21 protein-coding genes and 1 riboswitch are annotated in these 23,032 nt (G+C 67.2%); of the genes, 3 read left to right on the top strand and 18 right to left on the bottom strand.

Going from position 1 to position 23,032, the window contains the following annotated elements:
- Positions 1 to 2 precede the first annotated feature (2 nt).
- The 5 genes from DIS04_RS10020 to DIS04_RS10000 form a co-directional block, all read right to left on the bottom strand.
- Positions 3 to 1,139 carry a 5-(carboxyamino)imidazole ribonucleotide synthase gene (locus DIS04_RS10020; RefSeq protein WP_111413616.1) on the bottom strand — a complete coding sequence of 379 codons (1,137 nt, stop codon included), beginning with the start codon at positions 1,137 to 1,139 and terminating at the stop codon, positions 3 to 5.
- Positions 1,140 to 1,161: 22 nt separating this feature from the next.
- Positions 1,162 to 1,674: a 5-(carboxyamino)imidazole ribonucleotide mutase gene (gene purE, locus DIS04_RS10015; protein WP_111413615.1), complete on the bottom strand. Its 513-nt coding sequence runs from the start codon at positions 1,672 to 1,674 to the stop codon at positions 1,162 to 1,164.
- 122 nt (positions 1,675 to 1,796) lie between these two features.
- Complete coding sequence (locus tag DIS04_RS10010; RefSeq protein WP_111413614.1) at positions 1,797 to 3,818, bottom strand: TRAP transporter permease; 2,022 nt, start codon at positions 3,816 to 3,818, stop codon at positions 1,797 to 1,799.
- A gap of 11 nt (positions 3,819 to 3,829) precedes the next feature.
- Positions 3,830 to 4,399 carry a DUF1850 domain-containing protein gene (locus DIS04_RS10005; protein WP_111413613.1) on the bottom strand — a complete coding sequence of 190 codons (570 nt, stop codon included), beginning with the start codon at positions 4,397 to 4,399 and terminating at the stop codon, positions 3,830 to 3,832.
- 67 nt (positions 4,400 to 4,466) lie between these two features.
- Positions 4,467 to 5,426, bottom strand: coding sequence for a TAXI family TRAP transporter solute-binding subunit (locus DIS04_RS10000; protein WP_111413612.1), 960 nt, complete (start codon positions 5,424 to 5,426; stop codon positions 4,467 to 4,469).
- A gap of 281 nt (positions 5,427 to 5,707) precedes the next feature.
- Between DIS04_RS10000 and DIS04_RS20845 the strand changes: the two genes are divergently transcribed.
- Positions 5,708 to 5,989, top strand: a complete 282-nt coding sequence (locus DIS04_RS20845) for an XRE family transcriptional regulator (protein WP_111413611.1) — start codon at positions 5,708 to 5,710, stop codon at positions 5,987 to 5,989.
- 115 nt (positions 5,990 to 6,104) lie between these two features.
- Here DIS04_RS20845 and DIS04_RS09990 read toward each other — a convergent pair whose 3' ends face one another.
- The 4 genes from DIS04_RS09990 to DIS04_RS09975 form a co-directional block, all read right to left on the bottom strand.
- A complete protein-coding gene (locus DIS04_RS09990; RefSeq protein ID WP_111413610.1) occupies positions 6,105 to 6,293 on the bottom strand; it encodes a hypothetical protein in 189 nt (62 codons plus the stop codon).
- 80 nt (positions 6,294 to 6,373) lie between these two features.
- Positions 6,374 to 8,065, bottom strand: coding sequence for a dihydroxy-acid dehydratase (gene ilvD, locus DIS04_RS09985; protein WP_111413609.1), 1,692 nt, complete (start codon positions 8,063 to 8,065; stop codon positions 6,374 to 6,376).
- A gap of 107 nt (positions 8,066 to 8,172) precedes the next feature.
- Positions 8,173 to 9,615 (bottom strand): APC family permease, encoded by a 1,443-nt coding sequence (locus DIS04_RS09980; protein ID WP_111413608.1) that lies wholly within the window; start codon positions 9,613 to 9,615, stop codon positions 8,173 to 8,175.
- Between the two features lie 165 nt (positions 9,616 to 9,780).
- Positions 9,781 to 11,169 (bottom strand): sodium:solute symporter family transporter, encoded by a 1,389-nt coding sequence (locus DIS04_RS09975; protein ID WP_111413607.1) that lies wholly within the window; start codon positions 11,167 to 11,169, stop codon positions 9,781 to 9,783.
- Positions 11,159 to 11,267, bottom strand: a riboswitch (TPP riboswitch). (Overlaps the previous gene by 11 nt.)
- Before the next feature lie 115 nt (positions 11,268 to 11,382).
- Here DIS04_RS09975 and DIS04_RS09970 point away from each other — a divergent pair.
- Positions 11,383 to 12,054, top strand: a complete 672-nt coding sequence (locus tag DIS04_RS09970; protein ID WP_111413606.1) for a hypothetical protein — start codon at positions 11,383 to 11,385, stop codon at positions 12,052 to 12,054.
- 4 nt (positions 12,055 to 12,058) lie between these two features.
- Here DIS04_RS09970 and DIS04_RS09965 read toward each other — a convergent pair whose 3' ends face one another.
- The 3 genes from DIS04_RS09965 to DIS04_RS09955 all read right to left on the bottom strand — a co-directional run bounded on the left by DIS04_RS09965 (position 12,059) and on the right by DIS04_RS09955 (position 16,211).
- Positions 12,059 to 12,649, bottom strand: coding sequence for a peroxidase-related enzyme (locus DIS04_RS09965; RefSeq protein ID WP_111413605.1), 591 nt, complete (start codon positions 12,647 to 12,649; stop codon positions 12,059 to 12,061).
- A gap of 72 nt (positions 12,650 to 12,721) precedes the next feature.
- On the bottom strand, positions 12,722 to 14,569 hold the full coding sequence (locus DIS04_RS09960; RefSeq protein WP_111413604.1) for a sensor domain-containing diguanylate cyclase: 1,848 nt from the start codon (positions 14,567 to 14,569) through the stop codon (positions 12,722 to 12,724).
- A 142-nt stretch (positions 14,570 to 14,711) separates the two neighbouring features.
- Positions 14,712 to 16,211 (bottom strand): CoA-acylating methylmalonate-semialdehyde dehydrogenase, encoded by a 1,500-nt coding sequence (locus DIS04_RS09955; RefSeq protein WP_111413603.1) that lies wholly within the window; start codon positions 16,209 to 16,211, stop codon positions 14,712 to 14,714.
- Between the two features lie 185 nt (positions 16,212 to 16,396).
- On the opposite strand from DIS04_RS09955, the gene DIS04_RS09950 reads away from it, so the two are divergent.
- Positions 16,397 to 17,341, top strand: a complete 945-nt coding sequence (locus DIS04_RS09950) for a LysR family transcriptional regulator (protein WP_111413602.1) — start codon at positions 16,397 to 16,399, stop codon at positions 17,339 to 17,341.
- A 15-nt stretch (positions 17,342 to 17,356) separates the two neighbouring features.
- Here the strand turns inward: DIS04_RS09950 and DIS04_RS09945 are convergent, their stop codons facing one another.
- Genes DIS04_RS09945 through DIS04_RS09920 form a run of 6 tightly spaced genes read right to left on the bottom strand, consistent with a single transcriptional unit; the run spans position 17,357 to position 22,915 of the window.
- On the bottom strand, positions 17,357 to 18,769 hold the full coding sequence (locus tag DIS04_RS09945; protein WP_111413601.1) for an FAD-dependent oxidoreductase: 1,413 nt from the start codon (positions 18,767 to 18,769) through the stop codon (positions 17,357 to 17,359).
- 11 nt (positions 18,770 to 18,780) lie between these two features.
- Positions 18,781 to 19,716, bottom strand: coding sequence for a polysaccharide deacetylase family protein (locus DIS04_RS09940; protein WP_111413600.1), 936 nt, complete (start codon positions 19,714 to 19,716; stop codon positions 18,781 to 18,783).
- 3 nt (positions 19,717 to 19,719) lie between these two features.
- A complete protein-coding gene (locus tag DIS04_RS09935; RefSeq protein WP_218938151.1) occupies positions 19,720 to 20,682 on the bottom strand; it encodes a polysaccharide deacetylase family protein in 963 nt (320 codons plus the stop codon).
- 19 nt (positions 20,683 to 20,701) lie between these two features.
- A complete protein-coding gene (locus DIS04_RS09930) occupies positions 20,702 to 21,376 on the bottom strand; it encodes an isochorismatase family protein (RefSeq protein WP_111413599.1) in 675 nt (224 codons plus the stop codon).
- Positions 21,377 to 21,405: 29 nt separating this feature from the next.
- Complete coding sequence (locus DIS04_RS09925; protein ID WP_111413598.1) at positions 21,406 to 22,284, bottom strand: isocitrate lyase/PEP mutase family protein; 879 nt, start codon at positions 22,282 to 22,284, stop codon at positions 21,406 to 21,408.
- 55 nt (positions 22,285 to 22,339) lie between these two features.
- Positions 22,340 to 22,915 (bottom strand): tautomerase family protein, encoded by a 576-nt coding sequence (locus DIS04_RS09920; protein WP_111413720.1) that lies wholly within the window; start codon positions 22,913 to 22,915, stop codon positions 22,340 to 22,342.
- Positions 22,916 to 23,032: the final 117 nt, after the last annotated feature.

Here is a 23,032-nt window from a genome sequence, read left to right as displayed (position 1 = left end):
TTTCAATTGCCCCGCTGGAACAGGTCCCCGAAGCTGAAGCGCGGCTCGGAGGCCTCGGGCAGCAGCGCCGCGCAGGCGCGTACCTTCTCCAGCAGCTTGCCGTGGCTTTCCGCCACCAGGTTGACGTGGCCGAGCTTGCGCCCGGGGCGCTCGCTCTTGTCGTAGCGGTGCAGGTGGGCATCAGTGATGGCCAGTATCGCCGCCGGGTCGCCCTCCTGGCCGATCACGTTGACCATGCAGGTCGGCTGGCGCGCCGAGGTGTCGCCCAGCGGCAGGCCCTGAATGGCGCGCAGGTGGTTCTCGAACTGGCTGGTCACCGCGCCGTCCATGGTCCAGTGGCCGGAGTTGTGCACCCGCGGCGCCATTTCGTTGGCCAGCAGCTTGCCGTCACGGGTCTGGAACAGCTCCAGGGTCAGCACGCCGACGTAGTCGAGCTCGTCGAGCAGCGCGCGGATATAGCCGTCGGCGGTCCGCTGGACGGCGTCGTCGAGGTCCGGCATCGGCGCCAGCGAGTAGCGCAGGATGCCGTCGACGTGCAGGTTCTCGGCCATGGGATAGAAGGCCACTTCGCCGTCGCGGCCGCGCACGGCGATGATCGACACCTCGCGCACGAAGTCGACGAAGGCCTCGACGATCAGCCGCGGGTGGTTGATGCTGCGCCAGGCCTCGGCGGCCTCGGCCGGGTCGCGCAGCACCGCCTGGCCCTTGCCGTCGTAGCCCTCGGTGACCGACTTGGCCACCACCGGGCAGCCCAGCTCGCGGGCCGCCGCCTCGAGCTCGTCGGCGTGCTCCACCAGCCGATAGGCGGGTGTCGGGATGCCCAGGCGGTCGAACAGCGCCTTCTCCTCGGCGCGGTTCTGGCAGATGCGGATCGCCTCGCTCGAGGGGTAGACCGGCTTGACCTCCTCGATGGCCTGGACGAGCGCCACGGGTAGGTGCTCGAACTCGTAGGTGACCAGGTCGACCCTGGCCAGAAAATCGTCGAGCAGGTGGTGCTGGTCGGTGTAGACCATGACGTCACCGATGCCGGCGCTGGGATGGCCGGTGGTGTCGAGGAAGGTGAAGCGGTTGGCCAGCGGATAGCCGGCCAGCGCCAGCATGCGGCCCAGTTGGCCGGCACCGAGTACGCCGATGTTCATGTGGATTGCTCCTCTCGCTGGCTCATTCGCTTGAAGGGCGAGGGTCGGGGTTGTCGAGCACGGCCTGCGTCTGCTCGGCGCGGAAGGCCTCGACGGCGGCACGGACCTTGTCGTCCTGCAGGGCGACGATCTGCGCCGCCAGCAGGCCGGCGTTGGTCGCCCCCGCCTTGCCGATGGCAAGGGTTCCCACGGCGATGCCGCCCGGCATCTGCACGATCGAGAGCAGCGAGTCCAACCCCTTCAGCGCCTTGGACTCCACCGGCACGCCGAGCACCGGCAGCGCCGTCTGGGAGGCCACCATGCCCGGCAGATGAGCGGCGCCGCCGGCACCGGCGACGATCACCTGGAGGCCTCGCCCGGCGGCACTCTTGGCGTAGTCGAACAGCAGGTCCGGGGTACGGTGGGCCGAGACCACGCGGGTCTCATGAGGCACGCCCAGGCGCTCGAGCATCGCCACCGCGTGCTCCATGACCGGCCAGTCGGACTTCGACCCCATGATCACGCCGACGCGCGGCTGCTGGTTGGAGGACTGCATGTACGGCTCCCGGAAGTGGCGCAGAGAATTCGAAGGGCGGGTATTCTAACGGCGCCCGCAGGCGCCGTCATCTTGACCATTCGGGCAGGCGCGCCGTCCTCCGGGCGACACGCCTCGCGGCCTCAGGCCGGGCCGGCCCCGGCAGCGCCGACCTCACGCCGGCTGGCCAGCCAATTGGCGAGGATCGCCACGATCATCACGACCACGCCGGCCACTTCCACCATCAGGTTGGGGTAGAACACCCCCACGATGGCGGCCGAGATGGCGATGCGCGGCAGCCACGACATGCGCGTGAACAAGTAGCCCTCCAGCGCCGCGGCGAAGGCGCACAGCGCCAGGATCGCGATCACCGCGTTCCAGGCCACGACCAGCACCGGCCCGCCCATGATGATCTCGGGGTTGAAGACCATGAACAGCGGAATCAGGTAGAGCCCCTTGGCGAACTTCCACGCCTGGATGCCGGTCTCCATCGGCTTGCTGCCGGCGATGGCCGCGCCGGCGAAGCCGGCCAGCGCGATGGGCGGCGTGACGTTGGAATCCTGCGAGTACCAGAACACCACCAGGTGGGCGATCAGCAGCGGCACGCCGAACTCGTTGGAGAGCGCCGGCCCCACCAGCACGATCAGCACGATGTAGCTGGCGGTGACCGGCAGCCCCATGCCCAGCACCAGGCTGGCGAGCAGCACCAGCAGCAGCGCCAGCAGCAGGTTGCCCCCGGAGAAGGCCATCATCATGGAGGAGAACTTGAGCCCCAGTCCGGTCAGGCCGACCACGCCGACGATGATCCCGGCCACGGCGCAGGCCATGGAGACGGCCACGGCGTTGCGCGCGCCGAGCTCGAGCCCCTCGACCAGCTTGACCAGGCCGGCACGGATCACGCGGCGGATGCTTGCCGCGGTCACCCTCTCGCCCTGGCGCGGCGCGATGAACAGGAACCAGAAGGCGTAGCGCAGCACCGCCACGGCGACCATGGTGATCACCGCATAGAAGCCGACGCGCATCGGCGACATGCTCATCACCAGCAGCCACACCAGCACCGCCAGCGGCAGCAGGAAGTGCCAGCCCTCGCGCATCACGTCGCGCAGCTGCGGCAGCTCGCTCCTGGCCATGCCCTGCATGCCCTGCTTGAGCGCGATGATGTGCACGAACAGGTAGACGGTGGCGAAGTACATGATCGCCGGCAGGATGCTCACCTTGACCACGTCCAGGTAGGGCGTGTTGGTGTACTCGGCGATCAGGAAGGCGCCGGCCCCCATCAGCGGCGGCATGATCTGCCCGCCGGTGGAGGCGGCGGCCTCGATGCCGCCGGCCTGCTTCGGCTGGTAGCCCAGGCGTTTCATCAGCGGGATGGTGAAGGCGCCGGTGGTCACCACGTTGGCGATGGCGCTGCCCGAGATCGAGCCCATGCCGGCCGAGGCGAGCACCGCGGCCTTGGCCGGGCCGCCGCGCTGGCGTCCGGTGGCGGCATAGGCCAGGTCGATGAAGAACTTGCCGGCGCCGGTGCTCTCGAGGAAGGCACCGAACAGCACGAAGATGAAGATGTAGGTGGCCGCGACGCCCAGCGGCAGGCCGAAGATGCCCTCCTGCCCCAGGTAGAGCTGGCCGGCCACTCGCTCCAGGCCGTAGCCGCGATGGCCGAGGATGCCCGGCAGCCATTCGCCCAGCCAGGGCAGCTCACCGCGCGGCCCGGCGAAGGCGTAGACGATGGCCAGTGCCCCGATCACGGTCATGCCCAGGCCCACCGCCCGCCGGCTCGCCTCCAGCACCGTCACGGTGGCGATGATGGCGACGCGAATGTCGGTCTCGCTCCAGAAGCCGGCGCGATTGATGATCTCGTCCAGATAGAGGATCAGGTAGCCGCCGGTGATCACGGCACCGCAGAAGAAGGCGATGTCGATCAGCCAGCCGATCACGCCCCGCTTGCGCTGGGGGCCGAACACCGGAAACATCAGAAAGGCCAGCATCATGATCAGCGCCAGGTGAATGCCGCGCTGGTAGAACAGCCCCAGCGGCTGAATACCCGCCGAATAGAGCTGGAACAGGGACAGCCCCACCGCCACGATGGTGATCAACCACAACACGAAGCGTGGCTGAATGGCATTGCCCCCGGGCATCGTCACGGGCGGGCTGTTGGATTCGTTCATCGGACTCCTCGTCAGACGTCGTCAGGCTTGCCTGTATCGTCAGGCTTGTTGAGCTGAAGGATGACGCGCTCGCCGGCGGCCAGGCCGCTCAGGCTGACGCTGTTTTCGGCGCCGTCGCCATGCCACAGCAGGCGATGGTCGACGCTCGGCGAACCGACCCTGAGCACGTAGCGGTCGCCAGGCACGGGCTCGTCGATGTTCTCGATCCAGTAGCCGCCCTCGCCATCCGAGACCTGCTCGCCACGGCCGAGCGTGTGGCCGAGGCCCGCGGCGAAGTCGGGCTGGTGGCTGCGCTCGAGCACCATGCGCCCCTGCCGATAGCGATAGCAGTCGAGCACCGGGAACTGCTTGACCGAGTGGTTCCAGCCCAGGCACCAACGCATGCCGGGGGTCAGGGGAAGTTCGAACAGGGTCTCGCCCTCGGCATCGAGCACGGCCAGCGTTGCGCCCTCCTCGGCATCGGCGGCCACCGCGCCCAGGCCCAGCCAGCCGACCAGGCCCGCCGCCAGCAGGCGACGCCGCCCACCGTGATGCGGGCGACAACACGACGGCAGGGCGGACGTCGTCGTCCACCCTGCCATGCGCTTCCTTGCCCATCTCGACAGCGATGCGACCCTCATGCGTCACATCCCTTGCCGCGACCGCGTGTCACGGACGCAGCTTGTCGGGAATCTCGGCATCGACTTCCTCGAAGTAGCGGATCGCGCCCGGATGCAGCGGCACCGGAGTCGACTCCATGGTGAACTCGATGGTGGTGTCGTTGGCCGCCGGGTGCACGGCGATGAGGTCGTCGATGCGCTCGAACAGCAGCTTGGTCAGGTTGTAGGCCAGCTCCTCGTCCATGTCGGCATTCACGACCAGCACGTTGGGAATGCTGATGGTCTGCACCGCCTCGTCCATCCCGTCGTACATGCCGGCCTTGAGTTCGTAGGCGGCGAAGACGGGCTCCTCCTCCTGGGCGTTGGCGATCTCCTCGTCGGAGAGGCCGATCAGGCGGATGTCACGGGTGGCGGCCAGGTTCATGATCGAGCTGGTGGGCGGCCCCACGCTCCAGAAGCCGGCGTCGATGTCGCCGTCGCGGATGGCATCGGCGGTCTCGTTGAAGTTGAGACGCTGCGGTGTGAAGTCGTCGTAGGTGACGTCGTTGGCTTCCAGCAGCGCACGGGCGTTGAGCTCGGTACCGCTGCCCGGGGCGCCGACGGAGACGCGCTTGCCCTTGAGATCCGCGAGCGACTCGATGTCGGAGTCCTCGAGCACCACCAGTTGCACGGCGTTGGGATAGACCGACGCCAGGGCACGGGTGTTCTCGATCTGGCGGCCTTCGAAGTCGCCGCTGCCCTCATAGGCCTGCAGCGCGGTATCGGCCAGCACCAGGGCCAGGTCGGCATCGCCGCGCATGATCAGGCCCATGTTCTCGACCGAGGCGCCGGTGACCTCGGCGCTCGCCTCGTAGCCTTCGAGGTGCTCGTTGATGATCTCGGCAAAGCCGCCGCCGATGGGGTAGTAGACGCCGCCGGTGCCGCCGGTAGCGATGGAGAGCTGCTGGGCGCTCGCCAGCGGGGCTACCGCCAGCAGCGAGGCGGCTGCTGCGTATTTGAGAGCTCGCATGGAATCCTCCGTCCTGAAACCGGAACGTTTATGGTTGTTTCTGGGAACGCACCGGACAACGCCGGCCGTTTACCTGACAAAAACTAGCACGCCCTCGCGCCGAGGGGCTAATCGACAGTTTCTACGTTCTTGTAAATTTTCGGCAATCCCACCATGGTCGCCCCGATCCGCCCCGCCGGACAACGGCTTGCGGGGTACCTCGAAAAAGTCGCGAATCGGTACTGGCAAAATCGCCGAAATGCCCCCATGATGTGGTTGTCGCAACCGCCCATTGGAGCATCATGAGTACGGCACGACATTCTTCCAACGCGGAACTTCTCGACCCCCCGCGAAGGTGCCCTGACCTCGACGTCAGGGATCTGGAAAAGCGCACACGCCTCATGCGCATCGTCACACGGCTGATCGCCGTATCCGACCTCGGCTGTCGCGAGATCGCTCGCCGCGCGGGGCTTCCGGCACAGAAGATCAGCGACCTGCTCGCAGGCCGCCTCGAGCATCTTTCCCTTGATGAGCTGCGGCTCGTCTACCACACCGTCGATCCCGACGGCGCGCTCAATTACTAGCCCGCCGCCTGAACTGACGGTACGCCTCACGGCCGAACAACGAACGCCTCGCTCGACGCGAGGCGTTTTTTTTGCGACGACAGCCGGCTTTCGCTCCTCCGGCAGCGCTGTCGGCTCACTCCTCGCGCTGCTCGTACGCCTCCGCCGCCTTGAGAGCCTCGACCTCGGTCGCGTGTTCGGAGACGACGATCTCGTTGTCGGGGTCCGTCTCGTCGATCACGTGCCAGCCGGTGACCGGCAGGTTGATGTCCTCGGCATCGCGAATCGGCTCGATACGCGCCTGCTTGGGTCCGCTCTTGGGCATGTTGCCTCCTTGCTCGTTGCTGTGCCACTTCAAGCTAGCCGAGCCTCCGGGGCAAGCCAAACGCAGCCGAGCGGCCGCCTTCACTCCCGCGGCGGCTGATCGGTCACCGCCCCGGTGGAGGCCGAGCTGACCGTGCTTGCGTACTTGGCCAGCACGCCGCGGGTATAGCGCGGCGCGGGCTGGCGCCAGGCCGCGCGGCGCCGAGCGAGCTCGCTGTCATCGACGTGCAGTTCGATGGTGTCGGCCTCGGCGTCGATGGTGATCGTGTCGCCGTCCTGCACCAGCGCCAGCGGTCCGCCGTCGAAGGCCTCCGGCGCGACATGCCCGACCACGAAGCCGTGGCTGCCGCCGGAGAAGCGCCCGTCGGTGATCAGCGCCACGGCGTCACCCAGGCCCCGGCCCATGATCGCCGAGGTGGGCGTGAGCATCTCGCGCATGCCGGGGCCGCCCCGCGGACCCTCGTAGCGGATCACCACCACGTCGCCGGCCGTGACCGTGCCGTCATTGATGCGCGCCTGGGCCTCCTCCTCGGAACCGAACACCCGCGCGCTGCCGGAGAAGCGGGTACCCTCCTTGCCGGTGATCTTGGCCACCGCCCCTTCTGGCGCCAGGTTGCCATGGAGCACCCGAAGGTGGCTCTCGCGCTTGATGGGGGCGCTCAGCGGGGCAATGATCTGCTGGCCCTCGGGATACGGCTCGACGCCGGCCAGATTCTCGGCCAGCGTTCTTCCCGTCACCGTCAGGCAGTCGCCGTGCAGCATGCCGGCCTCGAGCAGGGTCTTCATCAGCGGCTGGATGCCGCCGATCGCCACCAGCTCGCTCATCATGTAGCGGCCGCTGGGGCGCAGGTCGGCGAGCACCGGCACGCGCCGTCCGATCTCGGTGAAATCGGCGAGCGAGAGCGGCACGCCCACGCTGCTGGCCATGGCGATCAGGTGCAGCACCGCGTTGGTGGAGCCGCCCAGCGCAATCACCACGGTGACGGCGTTCACGAACGCCTCGCGGGTCATGATGTCGCTGGGCTTGAGGTCGCGCTCGAGCAGCCCGAGCACCGCGGCGCCGGCGGCCTCGCAGTCGGCGCGCTTGGCCTGCGACACGGCCTCCTGCGCCGAGCTGCCGGGCAGGCTCATGCCCAGCGCCTCGATGGCCGAGGCCATGGTGTTGGCGGTATACATGCCGCCGCAGGAGCCGGGCCCGGGAATCGCCGTCTCCTCGATCTGCTTGAGCTCGATCAGATCCAGGTCGCCGCGGCTGTGGGCGCCCATGGCCTCGAACACCGAGACGATGTCGGTATGGTTGGCGCCGGGCTGGATGGTGCCGCCATAGACGAACACGCTGGGCCGGTTCAGCCGCGCCAGCCCCATCAGGCAGCCCGGCATGTTCTTGTCGCAGCCGCCGATGGCGACCAGGCCATCGAAGCCCTCGCAGCCCGCCACCGTCTCGATGGAGTCGGCGATCACCTCGCGCGAGACCAGCGAGTACTTCATGCCCTCGGTGCCGTTGGCGATGCCGTCGGAAATGGTGATGGTATTGAAGATCACGCCCTTGCCGCCGGCCGAGTCGGCGCCGTCGCGGGCCCGCTCGGCGAGCTCGTGGATATGGCTGTTGCACGGCGTGACCATGCTCCAGGTGGAGGCGATGCCCACCTGGGGCTTGGTGAAGTCGTCGTCGCTGAAGCCCACCGCGCGCAGCATGGCGCGGCTGGCCGACTTGCCGACACCATCCACCACCGCAGCGGAGTGGCGGCGGCGTGGGTCCGGGGTATCACTCATGGGGCGGCCTCCGTTTCGGTTACGCACCCCCTGAGGTTGGCCGCTGACGAGGCTCCTGGCAAATCCCCGCCCCGCCGGCAAGGTTCACAGACGGGGCGGCGAGGCCCTCAGCGCCCCGGGTAGGGATCGCCTCCGGCCAGCTCGCGGGTCATCATGCGGTCGCTGTAGGCGGTGCCGTAGCGCTTCCTCGACCAGCCATAGAGCGCCAGGCCGCCGCCCATCCAGCCGGCGAACATCAGCCATTCGACCGGTGCCAGCGCGGAGGGACTGCCGGGCAGGTAGAGGGCGATGAGCCCCAGGGAGAGCAGTACCGAGAGGCTGCCCACCAGCTTGCCGTGGCGCACCCGGAACGGGCGCGGCATCTCCGGCTCACGGCGACGCAACACCACGAACGATACCGCCACGAACAGGTAGGCGATGACGATGCCGAGGCCGCCGGCCACCACCAGCCAGACCAGGGCCGGGCGGCCGAAGAAGGGCGCGATCGAGGAGAGCACGCCCATCACCAGGATGGCGTTGGTGGGCGTGCGGTGGCGCGGATGCAGCTTGCCCAGCCAGGCCGGCAGCATGCCGGAGTGCGCCAGCGCATAGATCGCCCGCGAGCCCCCCACGTAGAAGGCGTTCCAGCTGGTGACGATGCCGGCGATGCCGGCCAGGATCATCAGCTTGCCCGCCCACGGGGCCTGGAAGACGGCCTGCATGGCGTCCGGCACGGCCAGGGAACTGGCGCCCAGTTGCTCGGGATCGAGCATCAGCGCGGTACCGAGAATGATCAGCGCATACCAGAACACCGCCATGATCACCGAGACCATCAGCACGCGGCCGATCTCGCGAAACGGCAGGTTGATCTCCTCGGCCGCCTGGGGGATGACGTCGAAGCCCACGAACATGAAGGGCACCATGATGATCACCATCATGATGCCCCCCACGACGCCCTCTTCGACCGAGAACAGCGGCTCCATGGTCGTCGTGCTGCCCTGGAACAGCGCGCCGGTGATGAACAGGATGCCCACCACCAGGATCAGCAGGGTGACCAGCTTCTGCAGCAGCGCCGCGGTGCGAATGCCCACGTAGTTCACCCACATCATCAGCACCGAGCCGGCCACCCCGACGGCTACCCAGGTCGCCTTCACCTCCCAGCCGGCGATGGTCCACAGGTGCCCCACGGCGTAGTCGGGGAACAGGTGCTCGACGACGGTGGGCAACGCCACGGCCTCGAAGGCCACCACGCTGACGTAGCCCAGGGTGATCGCCCAGGTGCACAGGAAGGAGGCGAAGTGCCCCAGCGCCCGGTAGCTGTAGACATGCTCGCCGCCCACCTGGGGCATGGCGGAGGCGAGCTCGGCGTAGGTGAGGCCCACCAGCACGATGATCAGCCCGCCGATCAGGAACGCCGTGATCGCGCCCAGACTTCCGGCCGACTGGATCCAGCTGCCGGTCAGCACGATCCAGCCCCAGCCGATCATGGCGCCGAAGGCCAGCGCCAGCACATCCTTGCGAGCCAGCACTCGAGCCAGCTGCCCCGCCGCTTTTCCGTTTTCCTGGGTCATGTCGTCCTCGCGATTGTCGTTGTTGACGTCGAATATACTTGCCGCTTGCGCTTAAAATAATCGACAACAGATTCGCAAGTCACGGCATCGATATCAAGCTAGACCTTTGCCTCGCGACCTTCACGCCCCGCGACGCAGCCGCCGGGTAGCGCTCCTGCGACCGGCTCACAGCGGGCGGGCGCGTTCGTGGGGTGCCGCGCTCGCCACGGCCAGGCTGACCAGCGTCGATGCCGCCAGCGCGCCCAGAAACGGCGGCAGCGTGGGGATGCCGCCGGGAAAGCTCGCCGCCAGCACACCGGCGGCCAGGCCGCCCTGGGCGACCCAGCCCGGCAGGATCGCGCCGAACAGGCCCGCCACGCCGCCGGCCACCGCGGCCAGCGGCGTCATGCGTCGCCACAGGCCGAGCAGCACCGGCACCACAATGGCGGCGCACAGCAGGTCGGCGATCAGGAACAGCCGCAGCACCGAGAGCCCCTGCAGCGCCACGCCCACCACCGGCACCATCAGCGCCACGCTGACCAGCCGGGCGGCGCCGATCGATAGCCCGCGCCGGCCGGAGCCCGCCACCACCAGCGAGGCGATGCCGTTCTGCAACGTATCGACGCTGGAGGCCACCAGCGTGACCGCCAGCACCAGCGCCGGCAGCGCCAGCCAGCCCGGCGCCTCGGCCAGCAGCGCGAAGAACGGCATCGGCGGCTCGCCCAGGGTCACGCCGCTCATCGCCGCCAGCATGCCGAGCCCACCCACCAGCGCCACCACCGCCACGGTGGTCGCGCCGCCCAGCCAGGCGCCGCGGTGGAGCGCCCGGTCGTCGCGCGCGGCCCAGACCCGCTGCCAGTAGCCCTGGTGGAAGAGGTTGGCGGCGGTGACCGCGATGATCAGCGTCAGCGCCACGCCCAGGGCACCGTCGACGGGAATCGACGGCAGCGCCGCTCCGACGGGCATTGTCGGCAGCCGCAGCAGGGCCACACCTCCCACCAGCAGCAGCAGGGCGATCAGCAGCCCTGCCTGCCAGCGGTCGGTGGCCAGGCTCGCCCGCAGGCCGCCGATGGCGGTGTAGAGCAGCGTGGTGACGGCCACGCCGACCACCACCAGCGCCGGCGCCACGTCCGACAGCAGCGCCGTGATCGCGCCGATGGCGGTCAGCTCGGCGGCCAGGAAGCAGGCCATGTAGAGGATCGAGACCAGCGACACCCAGCGCCGCACGCCGGCGCCGTAGCAGGCCTCGGCGAACTCGCCGATGCTGCGCCCCTCGGGCAGATGGCGGCGGATCGCCGGGCCGTAGAGCCCCAGCACGATGAACGGCAGTGCCGAGCCGATGGCGTAGCCCGCCAGCGCCACGGGACCGACGAAGGCGCCGATCTCCGGCGGCGCGAAGAGAATCCAGGCGCCCATTCCCGAGGCCAGGAACGACAGCCCCAGGGTGGTGGCGGACTGGGAGTTGCGCGCGGTGACGTAATCGTCGAGGGGGCCATCGGCGCGGCGGGCCCGCAGGCCCAGGAGAGCAAAGCACAGCAGCGCCGCGCCGAGCACGGCTGACGTCAGGTAGGGCATGTCGCGCTTCCTCCGCCGGCATGAACCGGATCAGGTTCCAGGGTCAGCGCCGTGCGCTCTCTCAGCCTCGCCGCAGCGAGACTCCCCTGGCGACAGTGGATGAATTGTCGTGGCCGGCCTAAAGCCGGCCGGATTCAGGCCGATATGACCTCGGCCCCCTGGAATGATATAACAACGAAAAAACCAGAACACTTCTCCCCGCAGGGACCGACCATGACATTCAGCGAAGCCAAGGAACACGCCCCCGGGCACCTTCACCGCATCTTTGCCGACCCCTACTCCGCCTTCGACAACCTGGCCATCGAGCGCCAGCTGCACTTGCGGGTCGCCCTCCAGGCGCTGGTGTGCGAACCGCTGGCCAATGGTCACCTGACGCTGCGGGTCATTCATGGCTGGGAGAACGGCGGCTTCGAACCCGCCGACCTGGCGCACGGCGACTACCGCATCGCCTCGCTCGACGACCTGGCGCGGGTCAGCGCGGAGTACCAGCAGGCCATCGACCGCGACGTCGCGCTGCCGCGCGACGAGGCTTCGCTGCTCGCCGCGCCGCTGGCCGACGCCATCGCCGCCGCCGAGGCCAGGGGGCAGGCACTCGACGAGGGGACCCGCACCATCCCCGCCCGCTGGCCCGCCTTCGACCACGGCCTCACGCTCTACACCTTCTTCAAGGTCTACCACCGCCTGACCTACGGCGAGGACGACAGCTACCGCTCGATCCTCTGCCAAACCCCCGAAGGCCCCCGCGAGATCCACGAATTCCACTTGGAAGAGGGCGAGTTCGCCGTGATCCGCCCGACTGACGACGCCTCCGTCGACAGCGTGCTGGCGCTGCACGTCAGCCAGCTCGAACCGGTGCGGATGCTGCTGGAGGCGTGTCGCGCCTGAACCGTCACCGCTTCTCCCGCGGCACCCTGCCCATCAGGTAGAACTCCGGGTTGGGCGGCGTGCCGGTGAGGGTGACCAGGCGGTTGGAGAGGCCGAAGAAGGCGGTGATGGCGCCGATGTCCCAGATGTCGTCATGGGTGAAGCCGACCTCGGTGAGGCGCGCCTGCCACTCGTCGGTGAGTTCGCCCACCTCCAGGCCGCAGTGCAGCGCGAAGTCGAGCATCACCCGGTGGCGTTCGCTGATCGGCGCGGTGCGGTGGTTGATCGCCACCTGATCGGCCAGTAGCGGGTCCTTGCTGTAGATGCGCACCAGCGCGCCGTGGGCCACCACGCAGTAGAGGCAGCGATTGCGGGCGCTGGTGGCGACCACGATCATCTCCTTTTCCGCCTTGGTGAGGGTGTCGGACTCCCGCTCCATCAGTGCATCGTGGTAGGCGAAGAAGGCGCGGAACTCGTCGGGCCGGTGGGCCAGCATCAGGAACACGTTGGGCACGAAGCCGGCCTTCTCCTGCACGGCCAGAATGGCCTGGCGGATGTCCTCGGGGAGGTCCTCGATCGATTCGGGCACGGGGAAACGGCTGAGCGGGGCGGACATGGCGGTCTCCGGACGTTATCGTTGTTGGCAAACCTCAGTTAACGTTAACGTCATGTCGCTGTCCATGCGACCTCAGTCACCCGACAACAGGGAGCACGTCACCACGCGGTTGCGATTGCTGGCCTTGGCTTCGTACATGGCCTTGTCGGCCAGGTGATAGAGCGATTGGACGTCCGGCACCGCCGCGCAGCCCTGGCAGGCCACCAGCCCGAAGGAGGCGGTGATCACGCCGTGGCGGGACGCCCGGTGCGATATCCCCAGCCCTTGAAGCGCCTCGCGATACCCCTCCAGCAGTTGCTTCCCTTTTTGCAGGGTATCGACCTCGAGCAGCAGGCCGAACTCCTCCCCGCCGAGGCGGAACAGCCGGTCGCCGGCGCGCCGAAAGTGGTCCTGAAGCAGCGTCGCGACCCTCAGCAGCACCTCGTCGCCGGCCTGGTGGCCATAGGCGTCGTTGTAGCTCTTGAAGTCGTCGATATCCATCACCGCGAACAGCAGCGGCTGGCCGTTGCGCCGTCGTCGCTGCAGCTCCTGGTCGACCAGCTCGTGGAACTGTCGGCGATTCAGCAGGCCGGTCAGGGGGTCCGTGCGCGCCAGGGCCGTGAGCCGGCGGTTGGCCCTCTCCAGCTCGCGCGTGCGCTGCTGCACCTGCGCTTCCAGGCGCTCGTTGAGCGAACGCTGCAGCTCGAGCGTGGCACGCTCGGCGGCGAGTTTCTCGTTCTTGAACTGGTTGATCTTCCAGGCCAGGCCCAGGGAGAGCAGCAGGAATTCGATGCCCGATCCGACCTGGACGGCATACTCGGTGACGAGGTTGTACGGCAGGATGCCGGCCACCCGCAGGAAGTACAGCGCCACGCCGATCAGCAGCACGCTCCACGCCACCAGATAGATCCTGGCCAGCGTGTCGCCCTCGAGGCTGCGCCAGGCCGCCACACCGAGCAGCAGGCAGGAGAGCACGATGGCGGCGGGAATCATCAGGCGAAACACCGGGGCGTAGTGGCCCAGCAGCGCGGGCAGCGAGCTGAGCAGGCACAGGCCGGCCACCGCGATCAGCACCCGGGCCGTGCGCGGCATGTGCTGCCGCAGGCTCAGGAAGCTGTTGCTGAAGATGGCCAGCATGAACGCGAAGATCCCGATATTGATGGGCACCATCTGGTTGTTGAAGGTCGGCAGCGTCGGCCACCAGTGCTGGAAGGCAAAGCCCCGCGCCGTGAACATCAGCACGAAGAAGGATCCGAGGTAGGCCACGTAGAGCAGCAGGGAGCGCTCCCGGGTCGCCACGTAGAGCAGCAGGTTGTAGATCAGCAGCGCCAGCAGTGCGCCGAAGTACAGGCTGAAGGCCATCAGCTCGCGCTGGGCCTTGGCCAGGAAGCTGGCATCGCCCATCAGGTACAGCGGCGTGGCGTCGAACAGCCCGTCATGGGTGTCCAGGCGCAGGAAGACCTGCCGCGCCTCGCCGGCGGGCACCCGTATCGGCAAGACGAAGGTTCGATGGGTGATCGGGCGGGAATCGAAGTCGCGGCGATTGCCGGTCAGCCACTGGCCGACCACCTCGCCCTGCGCGTCCACCACGTAGGCATCGAGGTAGTCGTGAAGCGGCATGGCCAGCTCCAGCAGGCGGCGCACCGTGGTGTCGGAGGCGTTCTCGACCCGCAGCCGCACCCACCAGGCGGAGCGGGAGAAGCTGAAGTTGAGGATCTCCTGCCGCGAGGCCTGCCACGCCAGGGCGTCGCCCCGGCTCGTCAGCTGCTCGATGTCGTACTCGCGCCCGGCATCCTCCAGCAGCTCGACGTGCGGCCCCAGGTTCAGCTCCCCGGGCAGGGTGCCGACCTCGATCGCGGCCTGGGCGCTGAGCGAGACAAGACACAGCAGCGCCAGCAGCCAGCGGGCAAACCCGACCACGGTTACAGGGAGGAAAGGCATTCAGCAGTTACCCAGTCACGGTAGCTTCAGTCTCCGGTCTAGATACCATGGCTAATGGCGTTGCGCCGCTAAAACCTCCCGCTTCCTGTAAACGCAAGCGACCCCGCCGGCATGGCAGGGTCGCTTGAAGGCCTCTCCCGGATCAGCTCAGCGAGATGGTGCTGTTGATGCCGCTGGAGACGTTCTCGGGCTCGAACCAGCGCGCGGTGACGGTCTTGGTCTGGGTCCAGAACTGGATCGCCTGCTTGCCGTTGGGGCCCAGGTCGCCGAGCTTCGAGCCGCGCGAACCGGTGAAGCTGAAGTAGGCCACCGGCACCGGAATCGGCACGTTGATGCCCACCTGGCCGACGTCGATGTCGGTCTCGAAGCGACGCGCCACCCAGCCGGAGTTGGTGAAGATCGAGGTGCCGTTGCCGTTGGGGTTGGCGTTGATGAACGCGATCGCCTCGTCGAGCGTGTCGACGCTGACCACGCACAGCACCGGGCCGAAGATCTCCTCGCGGTAGATGGTCATCTCCGGCTTGACGTCGGCGAACACGGTGGGGCCGACGAAGTTGCCCTCCGGGTAGCCTGGCACCTGGCAGCCGCGGCCGTCGACGAGCAGCCGGGCGCCCTCCTTCTCGCCGGCATCGATCAGGCGCACCACGCGATCGCGGGCCGCCTTGGAGACCAGCGGGCCGAGGTCAGCGTCACGCTGGGTGCCGGGGCCCACCTTCATGTTGCGCGCGCCCTCGATGATGTCGTCGAGCCACGCCTTGGCCTCGCCCACCAGCACCACCACCGAGTTGGCCATGCAGCGCTGGCCGGCGGCGCCGAAGGCGGAGCCCAGCAGGTTGTTGATGGCCTGGCTGCGGTTGGCGTCGGGCATCACCACGCAGTGGTTCTTGGCACCCATCATCGATTGCATCCGCTTGCCCGCCTCGGAGGCGCGGCGGTAGAGGTGGGTGCCAACGTGGGTCGAGCCGATGAAGGAGAGCGCCTTGATGTCGGGGTGGTCGCAGATCTGGTTGGCCACGTCGGGGCCGCCGTGCACCACGTTGAGCACGCCGGCCGGCACGCCCGCCTCGTGGGCCAGCTCGACCAGGCGCATGGTGGAGCTGGGGTCCTGCTCGGAGGGCTTGAGCACGAAGGTGTTGCCGGTGGCGATGGCCAGCGGGAACATGAAGCACGGCAGCATGATCGGGAAATTGAAGGCGGTGATGCCCGCCCCCACGCCCAGCGGCTGGTTGAGGGTGTAGACGTCGACCTCGTTGGCGGCGTTCTCGGCCAGCTCACCGAGCTGCAGCGAGGTGATCGAACAGGCGTGCTCCACCACCTCCAGGCCGCGGCCCACCTCGCCGGCGGCATCGGGCAGGGTCTTGCCGTGCTCCTCGGTGATCAGCGCGGCGAGTTCCTCGGTGTGTTCGCGGATCAGTGCCTGCAGCGTGAGCATGATGCGCATGCGCTTGGCCAGCGGCGTCTTGCGCCAGGTCTGGAACGCGGCCTTGGCGCTGGCCACGGCGCGGTCGACCTCCTCGGCGGTGCAGAACGGCACCCGCGCCACCACTTCCTGGGTGGCCGGGTTGATCACGTCGCGCCACTCCTGGCTCTGGGAGGGGACGGCCTGGCCGTCGATGAACATGGAAATCTCGCGAACGGACATGGCGGTATTCTCCTGTCGTGCTTGTAATCGTTATAAGGCTTAGCCGGGTTAGACTTTATGTGTAGAAATACACGAATCATGATGACTTCGAGTCTATAGAGCCGTCCCGGGGCATGACAACGGACACTTCTTCACATGTTTTGTGCAAGAATGCACAACCAGACACTCCCCAGCGCAGGTGGCCCATGCTCGACTGGCAGGATATCCAGATCTTCCTCGAAGTGGCGCGCAGCCAGCGACTCACCGACGCCGCCCGGCGCCTGGGGCTCGATCACTCCACGCTGTCGCGGCGCACCCGGCGCTTCGAGCAGAAGCTCAACACCCAGCTCTTCGAGCGTAGCACCCACGGCTACCACCTGACCGAAGCCGGCCAGCAGCTGCTGGCCCATGCCGAGGAGATGGCCCGCCACGCCTTCGAGGCGGGCGAGAACCTGGCCGACAAGAACCGCCAGCTCGGCGGCCAGATCCGCCTGGGGGTGACCGAGGGCTTCGGCACCTGGGTGATCGCCCCGCTGCTCGCCGCCTTCTGCGAGCGTCATCCGGGCATCACCCTGGACCTGCTCGCCCTGCCCCGGGTGGTCAACCTGAGCCGCCACGAGGCCGACCTGGCCATCACCGTGGAGCGTCCGGCGAGCCAGGGGCTGGTGATCTCGCGGCTGTGCGACTATCGCCTGCGCCTGTACGGCAGCCAGGCCTACTTCGCGCGCCACGGACGCCCGGCCCGGCTCGCCGAACTCGGCGAACACCGCCTGATCGGCTACGTCGACGACCTGATCTTCAGCGAGCAGCTGAGCTATCTCGACCCGCTGCTCGACCCGGCGGTGGTAGGCGCGACGCCGCACTTCTCCATCCGCAGCACCAGCGTCACCACCCAGCACGCCGCCGCCCTGCAGGGGGCGGGGCTCGCCGTACTGCCGTGTTTCATGGCCGAGACCGGCGACCGGCTCGAAAGCGTGCTGAACGACGAGGTGGAGGTCGTGCGCCAGTTCTGGATCACCGCGCGCCAGGAGCAGCGCCGCCTGGCGCGGGTGCGGCTGCTATGGGACTTCCTGCGCGAGGCCCTGGAGGCCAACCGGGCGCTGCTGATGGGCGAGGCGCGGGCGCTGGTGCTGCCCGACGCCTCGATGTAGAAGCGCCGTGTCTCATCAGGCAGCCGAGTCGCAGCTGAGCTGCCGTGCGGCCTCACGCCCCGCGATGGCGCCCAGCACCACGGCGCTGAGCAGGCCATTGCCCGATAGATACCCGCTATCGCCCGAACCCGAAACGCCGCGCGCCGCACCGCCGGCGGCAAAGAGATTGGGGAAGGTGGAACCATCCTGTCGTAGCACGCGGGCCTGAATATCCACCTCGAGCCCACCCTGGGTATGGAACAGTGCCCCGGTGACCTTGATCGCGTGGTAGGGCGCCACCAGCAGGTCCTCACTACGGAAAGTGCGTCCGAAGGCATCGGCTTCGCCACTCTTGGCCAGGATATGCATCTCGTGGAAGGTTTCGCGCAGGGCTTCAAGCGGCAGCGAAAGCTCGGCAGCCATGGACTCAAGGCTGTCGAAAATGCGCACCGCCCCGGCGATATGGGCGTTTCGGTAATCCTCGAACTCCAGCGCCGCCTGATGGATACGACGATCGAACAGGTTCCAGGCCAGCCCGCCCGGCTGGGCTAGCACCTTGGCTGCCTGCTCCGAATAGCCACCATGCTCATTTGAAAAGCGCCTCCCTTCGTGATTGACCTGCACGCCGCCGCGCATCATCACCGCCCAAGTAATCAGGGTCTGGTGCGGCATTGCCAGCGACCCGTGGCCCTGGCAAGCGCCCAGGTCCTTTAGGCTGGCGCCCATGGCCTCGCCCCACAACAGGGCATCGCCCTGGTTGCCCTCATGGCCGAAATATAGCGCCCCCTTCAGAGTCGGCAGGTGGCGCGCCACCAGCTCGGCATTGCCGCCATAGCCGTTGCAGGCCAGGATCAGCGCATCGCAGCCAATCGATTCCCGGCTGCCGTCGGGGCGCTCCAGGGTCACGCCATGCACTCGCCCCGTGTCGTCCGCATGCAGTTTCACTACTCGGGCCTCGGTGAGCAGGTCGATGCCCGCCGCTTCCACGGCGTTGAGCAGGCTGCCCATCAGCTCTTCCCCGGTGCGCCGCGGCGTGGCGTGCATACGCATGCGGCTGTGGCCGGGATAGAGGAAGCCCTCGACCAGGTCGAAAGGCACACCGTGGGCGTCGGCCAGCCACTCCACCACGCCGGCGGAGGCCTCGGTCAGGGCGCGCACGATGGCCGGGTCCGCCTGATTACCGTTCTTGCGCTGAATGTCCCGAGCCATCAGTTCAGGGTTGTCCTCGACCCCTTTTTCGGCCTGAAATCGCGAACCCGCCGCGGGGATGAAACCCTGGGACATCGAGGTGCTGCCCCGCGGCAGTGCATCGCGCTCCAGCACCACCGAATCCACGCCGTACTGCCTGGCAGCCAATGCCGCCACCAGACCGCAGGCTCCCGCGCCGATGATCACCAGCGGCACGCGTGCCTCGAATTCCTGCCCGTCATGAAAGGCCACGATAGCCATGGAGAGACTCCTCAGTCGTTGTCGCCGGCCTGCTTGCGGTAGGCGTCGAGTATTTCACCGGCCGGCGCCTGCCATACGTCGCCATGTCCGGTGATATGGTCGAGTACCGCTTCCAGGCAGCCGATACGATGCGGCTGGCCGACGAGCCAGGGATGCAGGTTGAGCGCCAGCAGCCGGCCGCCCTGCGCCCGGCCCTCCTCCAGCAGGAAATCGAAGGCGTCCGTCACCTGGCTCACCCAGCTGTCCTCCGAATGCAGGTTCTGGCACATCACGAACTGGTCTTCGATCTCGGTGGAGAGCGGCATCATGGTAAGCGGGCCGCGCTCGGTGGCGAAGGCGTAGGGCATGTCGTCGTTGACCCAGTCGCAGCAGTACTCGATGCCGTTCTCGGCGAGCAGGTCCGGCGTATTCCAGCTCTGGTGCTTGGCCGGGCTCAGCCAGCCGCGAATGGGCCCGCCGGTCAGCTCGCGCAGGGTCTCGATCGAGCGCCGCACGATCGCGGCCTCCTCGTCGCGATCCTGGCCGCCGTAGTGCAGGTGATCCATGTTCCATCCGTGGCACAGGAACTCGCCGCCGAAGGCCTTGAGCCGCTCCAGCAGATAGGGGGTCTGCTCGGCGAGTTGGGCATTGATCGCCCAGGTGGGGCGAATGCCGCGCTGCTCGAAAGCCGCCAGCATGCGGTAGATGCCCACCCGGTTGCCGTAGTCGCGCAGCGAGGAGTGGCGCAGGTCCGGGTAGGGCATGGTCATGCCGTTGGGTACCTTGAACGGCACGCCGCGCTGGTTGAGCGGGTAGAACTGCAGCGACACGTTGATCCATACCGCCAGCTGCTTGCCACCGGGCCAGTGTACCGGCTTGCGGTTGGCGAGCATGGACCAGGCGTAGCGGTCATGGTCGTAACCGTAGCGCCGCCAAGGATAGGAGAGGTAATCCTGATCAAGAGACATGGCTCAGTTTCTCCCGGCCGCGGCGGCCTTGGCGTCGATGTCGCGCACGGCATCATCGTAGTGGTGGGCGAGATAGTGGCTGGCGATCTCGCGGCCGGTGGCGACCCAGACGTCGCTGTGGCCGGTGATATACTCCAGCGCCTCCTCGAACGCCTTGATGCGTTGCGGGCAGCTGACCTGGTAGTTGTGGGTGGGGATGCACATCACCGTGCCCGATTCGGCGCCCTCGGCGTAGAGCCGGTCGAAGTGGCGCTTGAGCATGGTCAGGTAGTGGCGCGGCTCCACCTTGTTCACCGCATAGACGATGGTGTCGTTCATCTCCAGCGAGTAGGGCATGGAGATGAAGCGTCGCCCCGAGCGAAGATGAATCGGCGTGGGTTGATCGTCGTGGAACAGATCGCAGGTGTAGATGCCACCCTCCTCACCGAACAGCTCCTGACCCACCTCGGCGAACAGGTCGAGGGTGCGCTCCGAATGAGACAGTGCCGGCGCCAGATAGCCGGCGCACTTCTGGCCAGTATGGCGATGGATCGTCTCGATGCCGTCGCGGATCATTTCCCGCTCCTGGGCCTCGTTCAGGCCGTAGGTGTAGCGGGTGTTGTAGACGCCGTGGCTGAAGAACTCCCAGTCGCGCTCGCGGCACATCTCGATGATCTCGGGATGGTGCTCGCACAGCGCCACCGACAGCGACACCGAGGCACGGATGCCGTACTTGTCGAGCAGTGCCATCTGGCGCTGGTGACCGACCCGGTTGCCGTAGTCGCGGATACTGAAGCCCGGCACCGAGGGGTGCGGCGTGGGCCATGGCTTGCGCTGCGGATTGAGCGGCGGGTCGAGCTCGTAGTACTCAATATTGGGGGCCACCCAGAAGGCAACCCGGGCGCCGTTAGGCCAGGTGATCTTCGGGCGGTTCTCGTAGGGCCAATAGTCGTAGGCGCCCAGTCGTTCTTTCAACTCTGCCTTCATGTCGCTCTCCTCGCCTAGCTCAGACCGTTTCTGCGGCACGCTTGTCGAGCCAGGCCAGCACGTCCGCCACCGGCATCACGTCGGCGTACTTCAGATGCAGGTCGGTGAGGTTGGCGTAGTGGTAGCTCTCGTGCTTGTCGGCCACGCACTCCATGGGCACGATGGTGCGGTAGCCCCGCGACAGGCTGTCCACCGCGGTCGCGCGAATGCAGCCGGAAGTGGAGCCACCGGTCACGATCACGGTGTCCACCTGGTGCCACACCAGCAGCGACTGCAGCGGCGTCTCAAAGAAGGCCGAGGGCATGCGCTTGGTGTAGACGACGTCGCGAGGATCGATCTCCACCCGCTCGTCGAAGGCGGCGCGATCGGAGCCGTACTTGATGTTCTGCAGCGAATCGGGCGTATCGGTGCGCGTGCCCCAGACGCCGGCATCCTCGGCAGAGTCGAGAAAGGCCACATGCGTCCACACCACCGGCCAGCCGAGCTTGCGGAAGCCGCTCGCCAGTTGATTGACGTAGTCGAGCTGGTTGGGATCGGTCTCGTAGGCGGTCTTGTAGAGATCGGTGCGGGTATAGGCCTTCTGCGGGTCGACGTTGACCAGCACGGCCTTGTTGCCGAAGCCGAACGGCACGCGCTGCGGGTTGGCCATGACCTCGGAGAATATTTCCTTGGCGGTCTTGTCGGTCGTGATCATGCGCTCTCTCCTGAAGGGGATTGTCCTGGTTATCGACGGCTGTCGTACTTCTGGCCCAGCTCGAACATGGCCTGGGTGCCGATCACCTCGTTGAGCTGTCGGAAGTCGAGCATGCGCTCGCGGAAGGCATCGGTACTGCCATCGCGGCGCAGGGTGTCGAAGAACTGTTGCGCCATGTGGGTAAAGGCCCGTACCAGGGCGCCGGGGAAGATCACCAGCGAGAAGCCCATGTCCTGCAGCGCCTGGGCACTCTGCAGTGGGGTGTCGCCCCCCTCTACCATATTGGCCATAATCGGAATCTGACCGCGGAACTCGGCCATGATGCTGGCGATGTCATCGTCGCTGCGAATGCCTTCGATGAACAGCATGTCGACGCCCGCTTCGCGATACGCTTGCGCGCGCTCGATGGCACGCTCGGTTCCCTCCACCGCCACGGCATCGGTACGCCCTATGATCAGGGTTGCATCGCTTTCACGGGCATCCAGCGCGGCCTTGAGCTTGCCGACCATCTCCTCCTGGGCGACCAGTGTCTTGCCACGCAGGTGACCGCAGCGCTTGGGATAGGTCTGGTCCTCCAACTGGATGGCATTGGCTCCCGCACGCTCCAGCATGCGCACGCTGCGCATCACGTTCATGGCGTTGCCGAAGCCGGTATCGCAATCGACCACCACCGAGAGCTCGGTGCGTTCGCGAATGTGCGACATCACATCGTTGACCTCGCTGAGGCTGACCAGACCGATGTCGGGACGTCCGAGCTGGGTGTAGGCGATGCTGGCCCCGGATAGATAGACGGTATCGAAACCGGCATCGGCAGCTAGCGAGGCGCTCAAGGCATCGTAGACGCCCGGTGCGACGACGATCTCGGGGGCGTGCAGCTTGGCCTTGAGATCGCTGGCGGAAAAAGTCATGACTATAGGGTTCCTCAAACGGTCGGGTAAGGGATAAAGGACAACAGGCCCGGATTCAGGAGCGCGCCAGCGCCAAGTCGTTCCAGACCTGCTGGCGCAGGAGCCTGCCGTGGCGCAACTCGAAGCGATCGATGAAGCGCACGCCGGAGAAGGGTGTGCCGTCAGGCCATTCGCCGTGCAACTCGCCGTGACAGACCACCGTCGCCTGATCGCCCTGGTCGCAGATATCGAAGGCATCGATGCGCTTGCGCACGAAGCGGTAGCGCTCGCCGGCCCAGGCGACCAATTCTTCCAGGCGCGCCATCTCGACGCCGCCGGGGAAGGTCATGGTGAAATCCTCGTCGAGCAGGCGCTCGGCACGTGGCATGTCGCGCGCCTCCATGGCCTCGAGAAAGCTGCGCACCACATCCGTGGCAGCCTCGCCTGCCTCCTCGTCGCCACTGGCGCCGCCCGGTGTCCTGGGTCGACCGCCGCGCATGTAGGCATCGGGCTCCACCTCGTGCAGCAGCACGGTGATGCCATCCGGATCCGCGGCGATGCTGCGGCGTACGGCGTCGGTAAGCCGACTGCACAGGCGCTGCTTGAGTTCGCCGGAATAGCCACGGATCAGGCTGACCTGAATGACGGGCATGAAGGAAATCTCCAAGGAAGCCTTTATCGTTGTTTGGCGCTATTCTTCGGAATGCATGGCACACAAAGCTGTCCTATGCATAATACATTTCTATGTCTACTGCGTGCATCACGTCAA

The sequence above is a fragment of the Billgrantia lactosivorans genome (genome assembly GCF_003254665.1).
Taxonomy (GTDB): Bacteria; Pseudomonadota; Gammaproteobacteria; order Pseudomonadales; family Halomonadaceae; genus Halomonas; species Halomonas lactosivorans.
The sequence above is the reverse complement of the archived record's forward strand: the minus strand, read 5'-3'. Positions and strand labels throughout refer to the sequence as shown.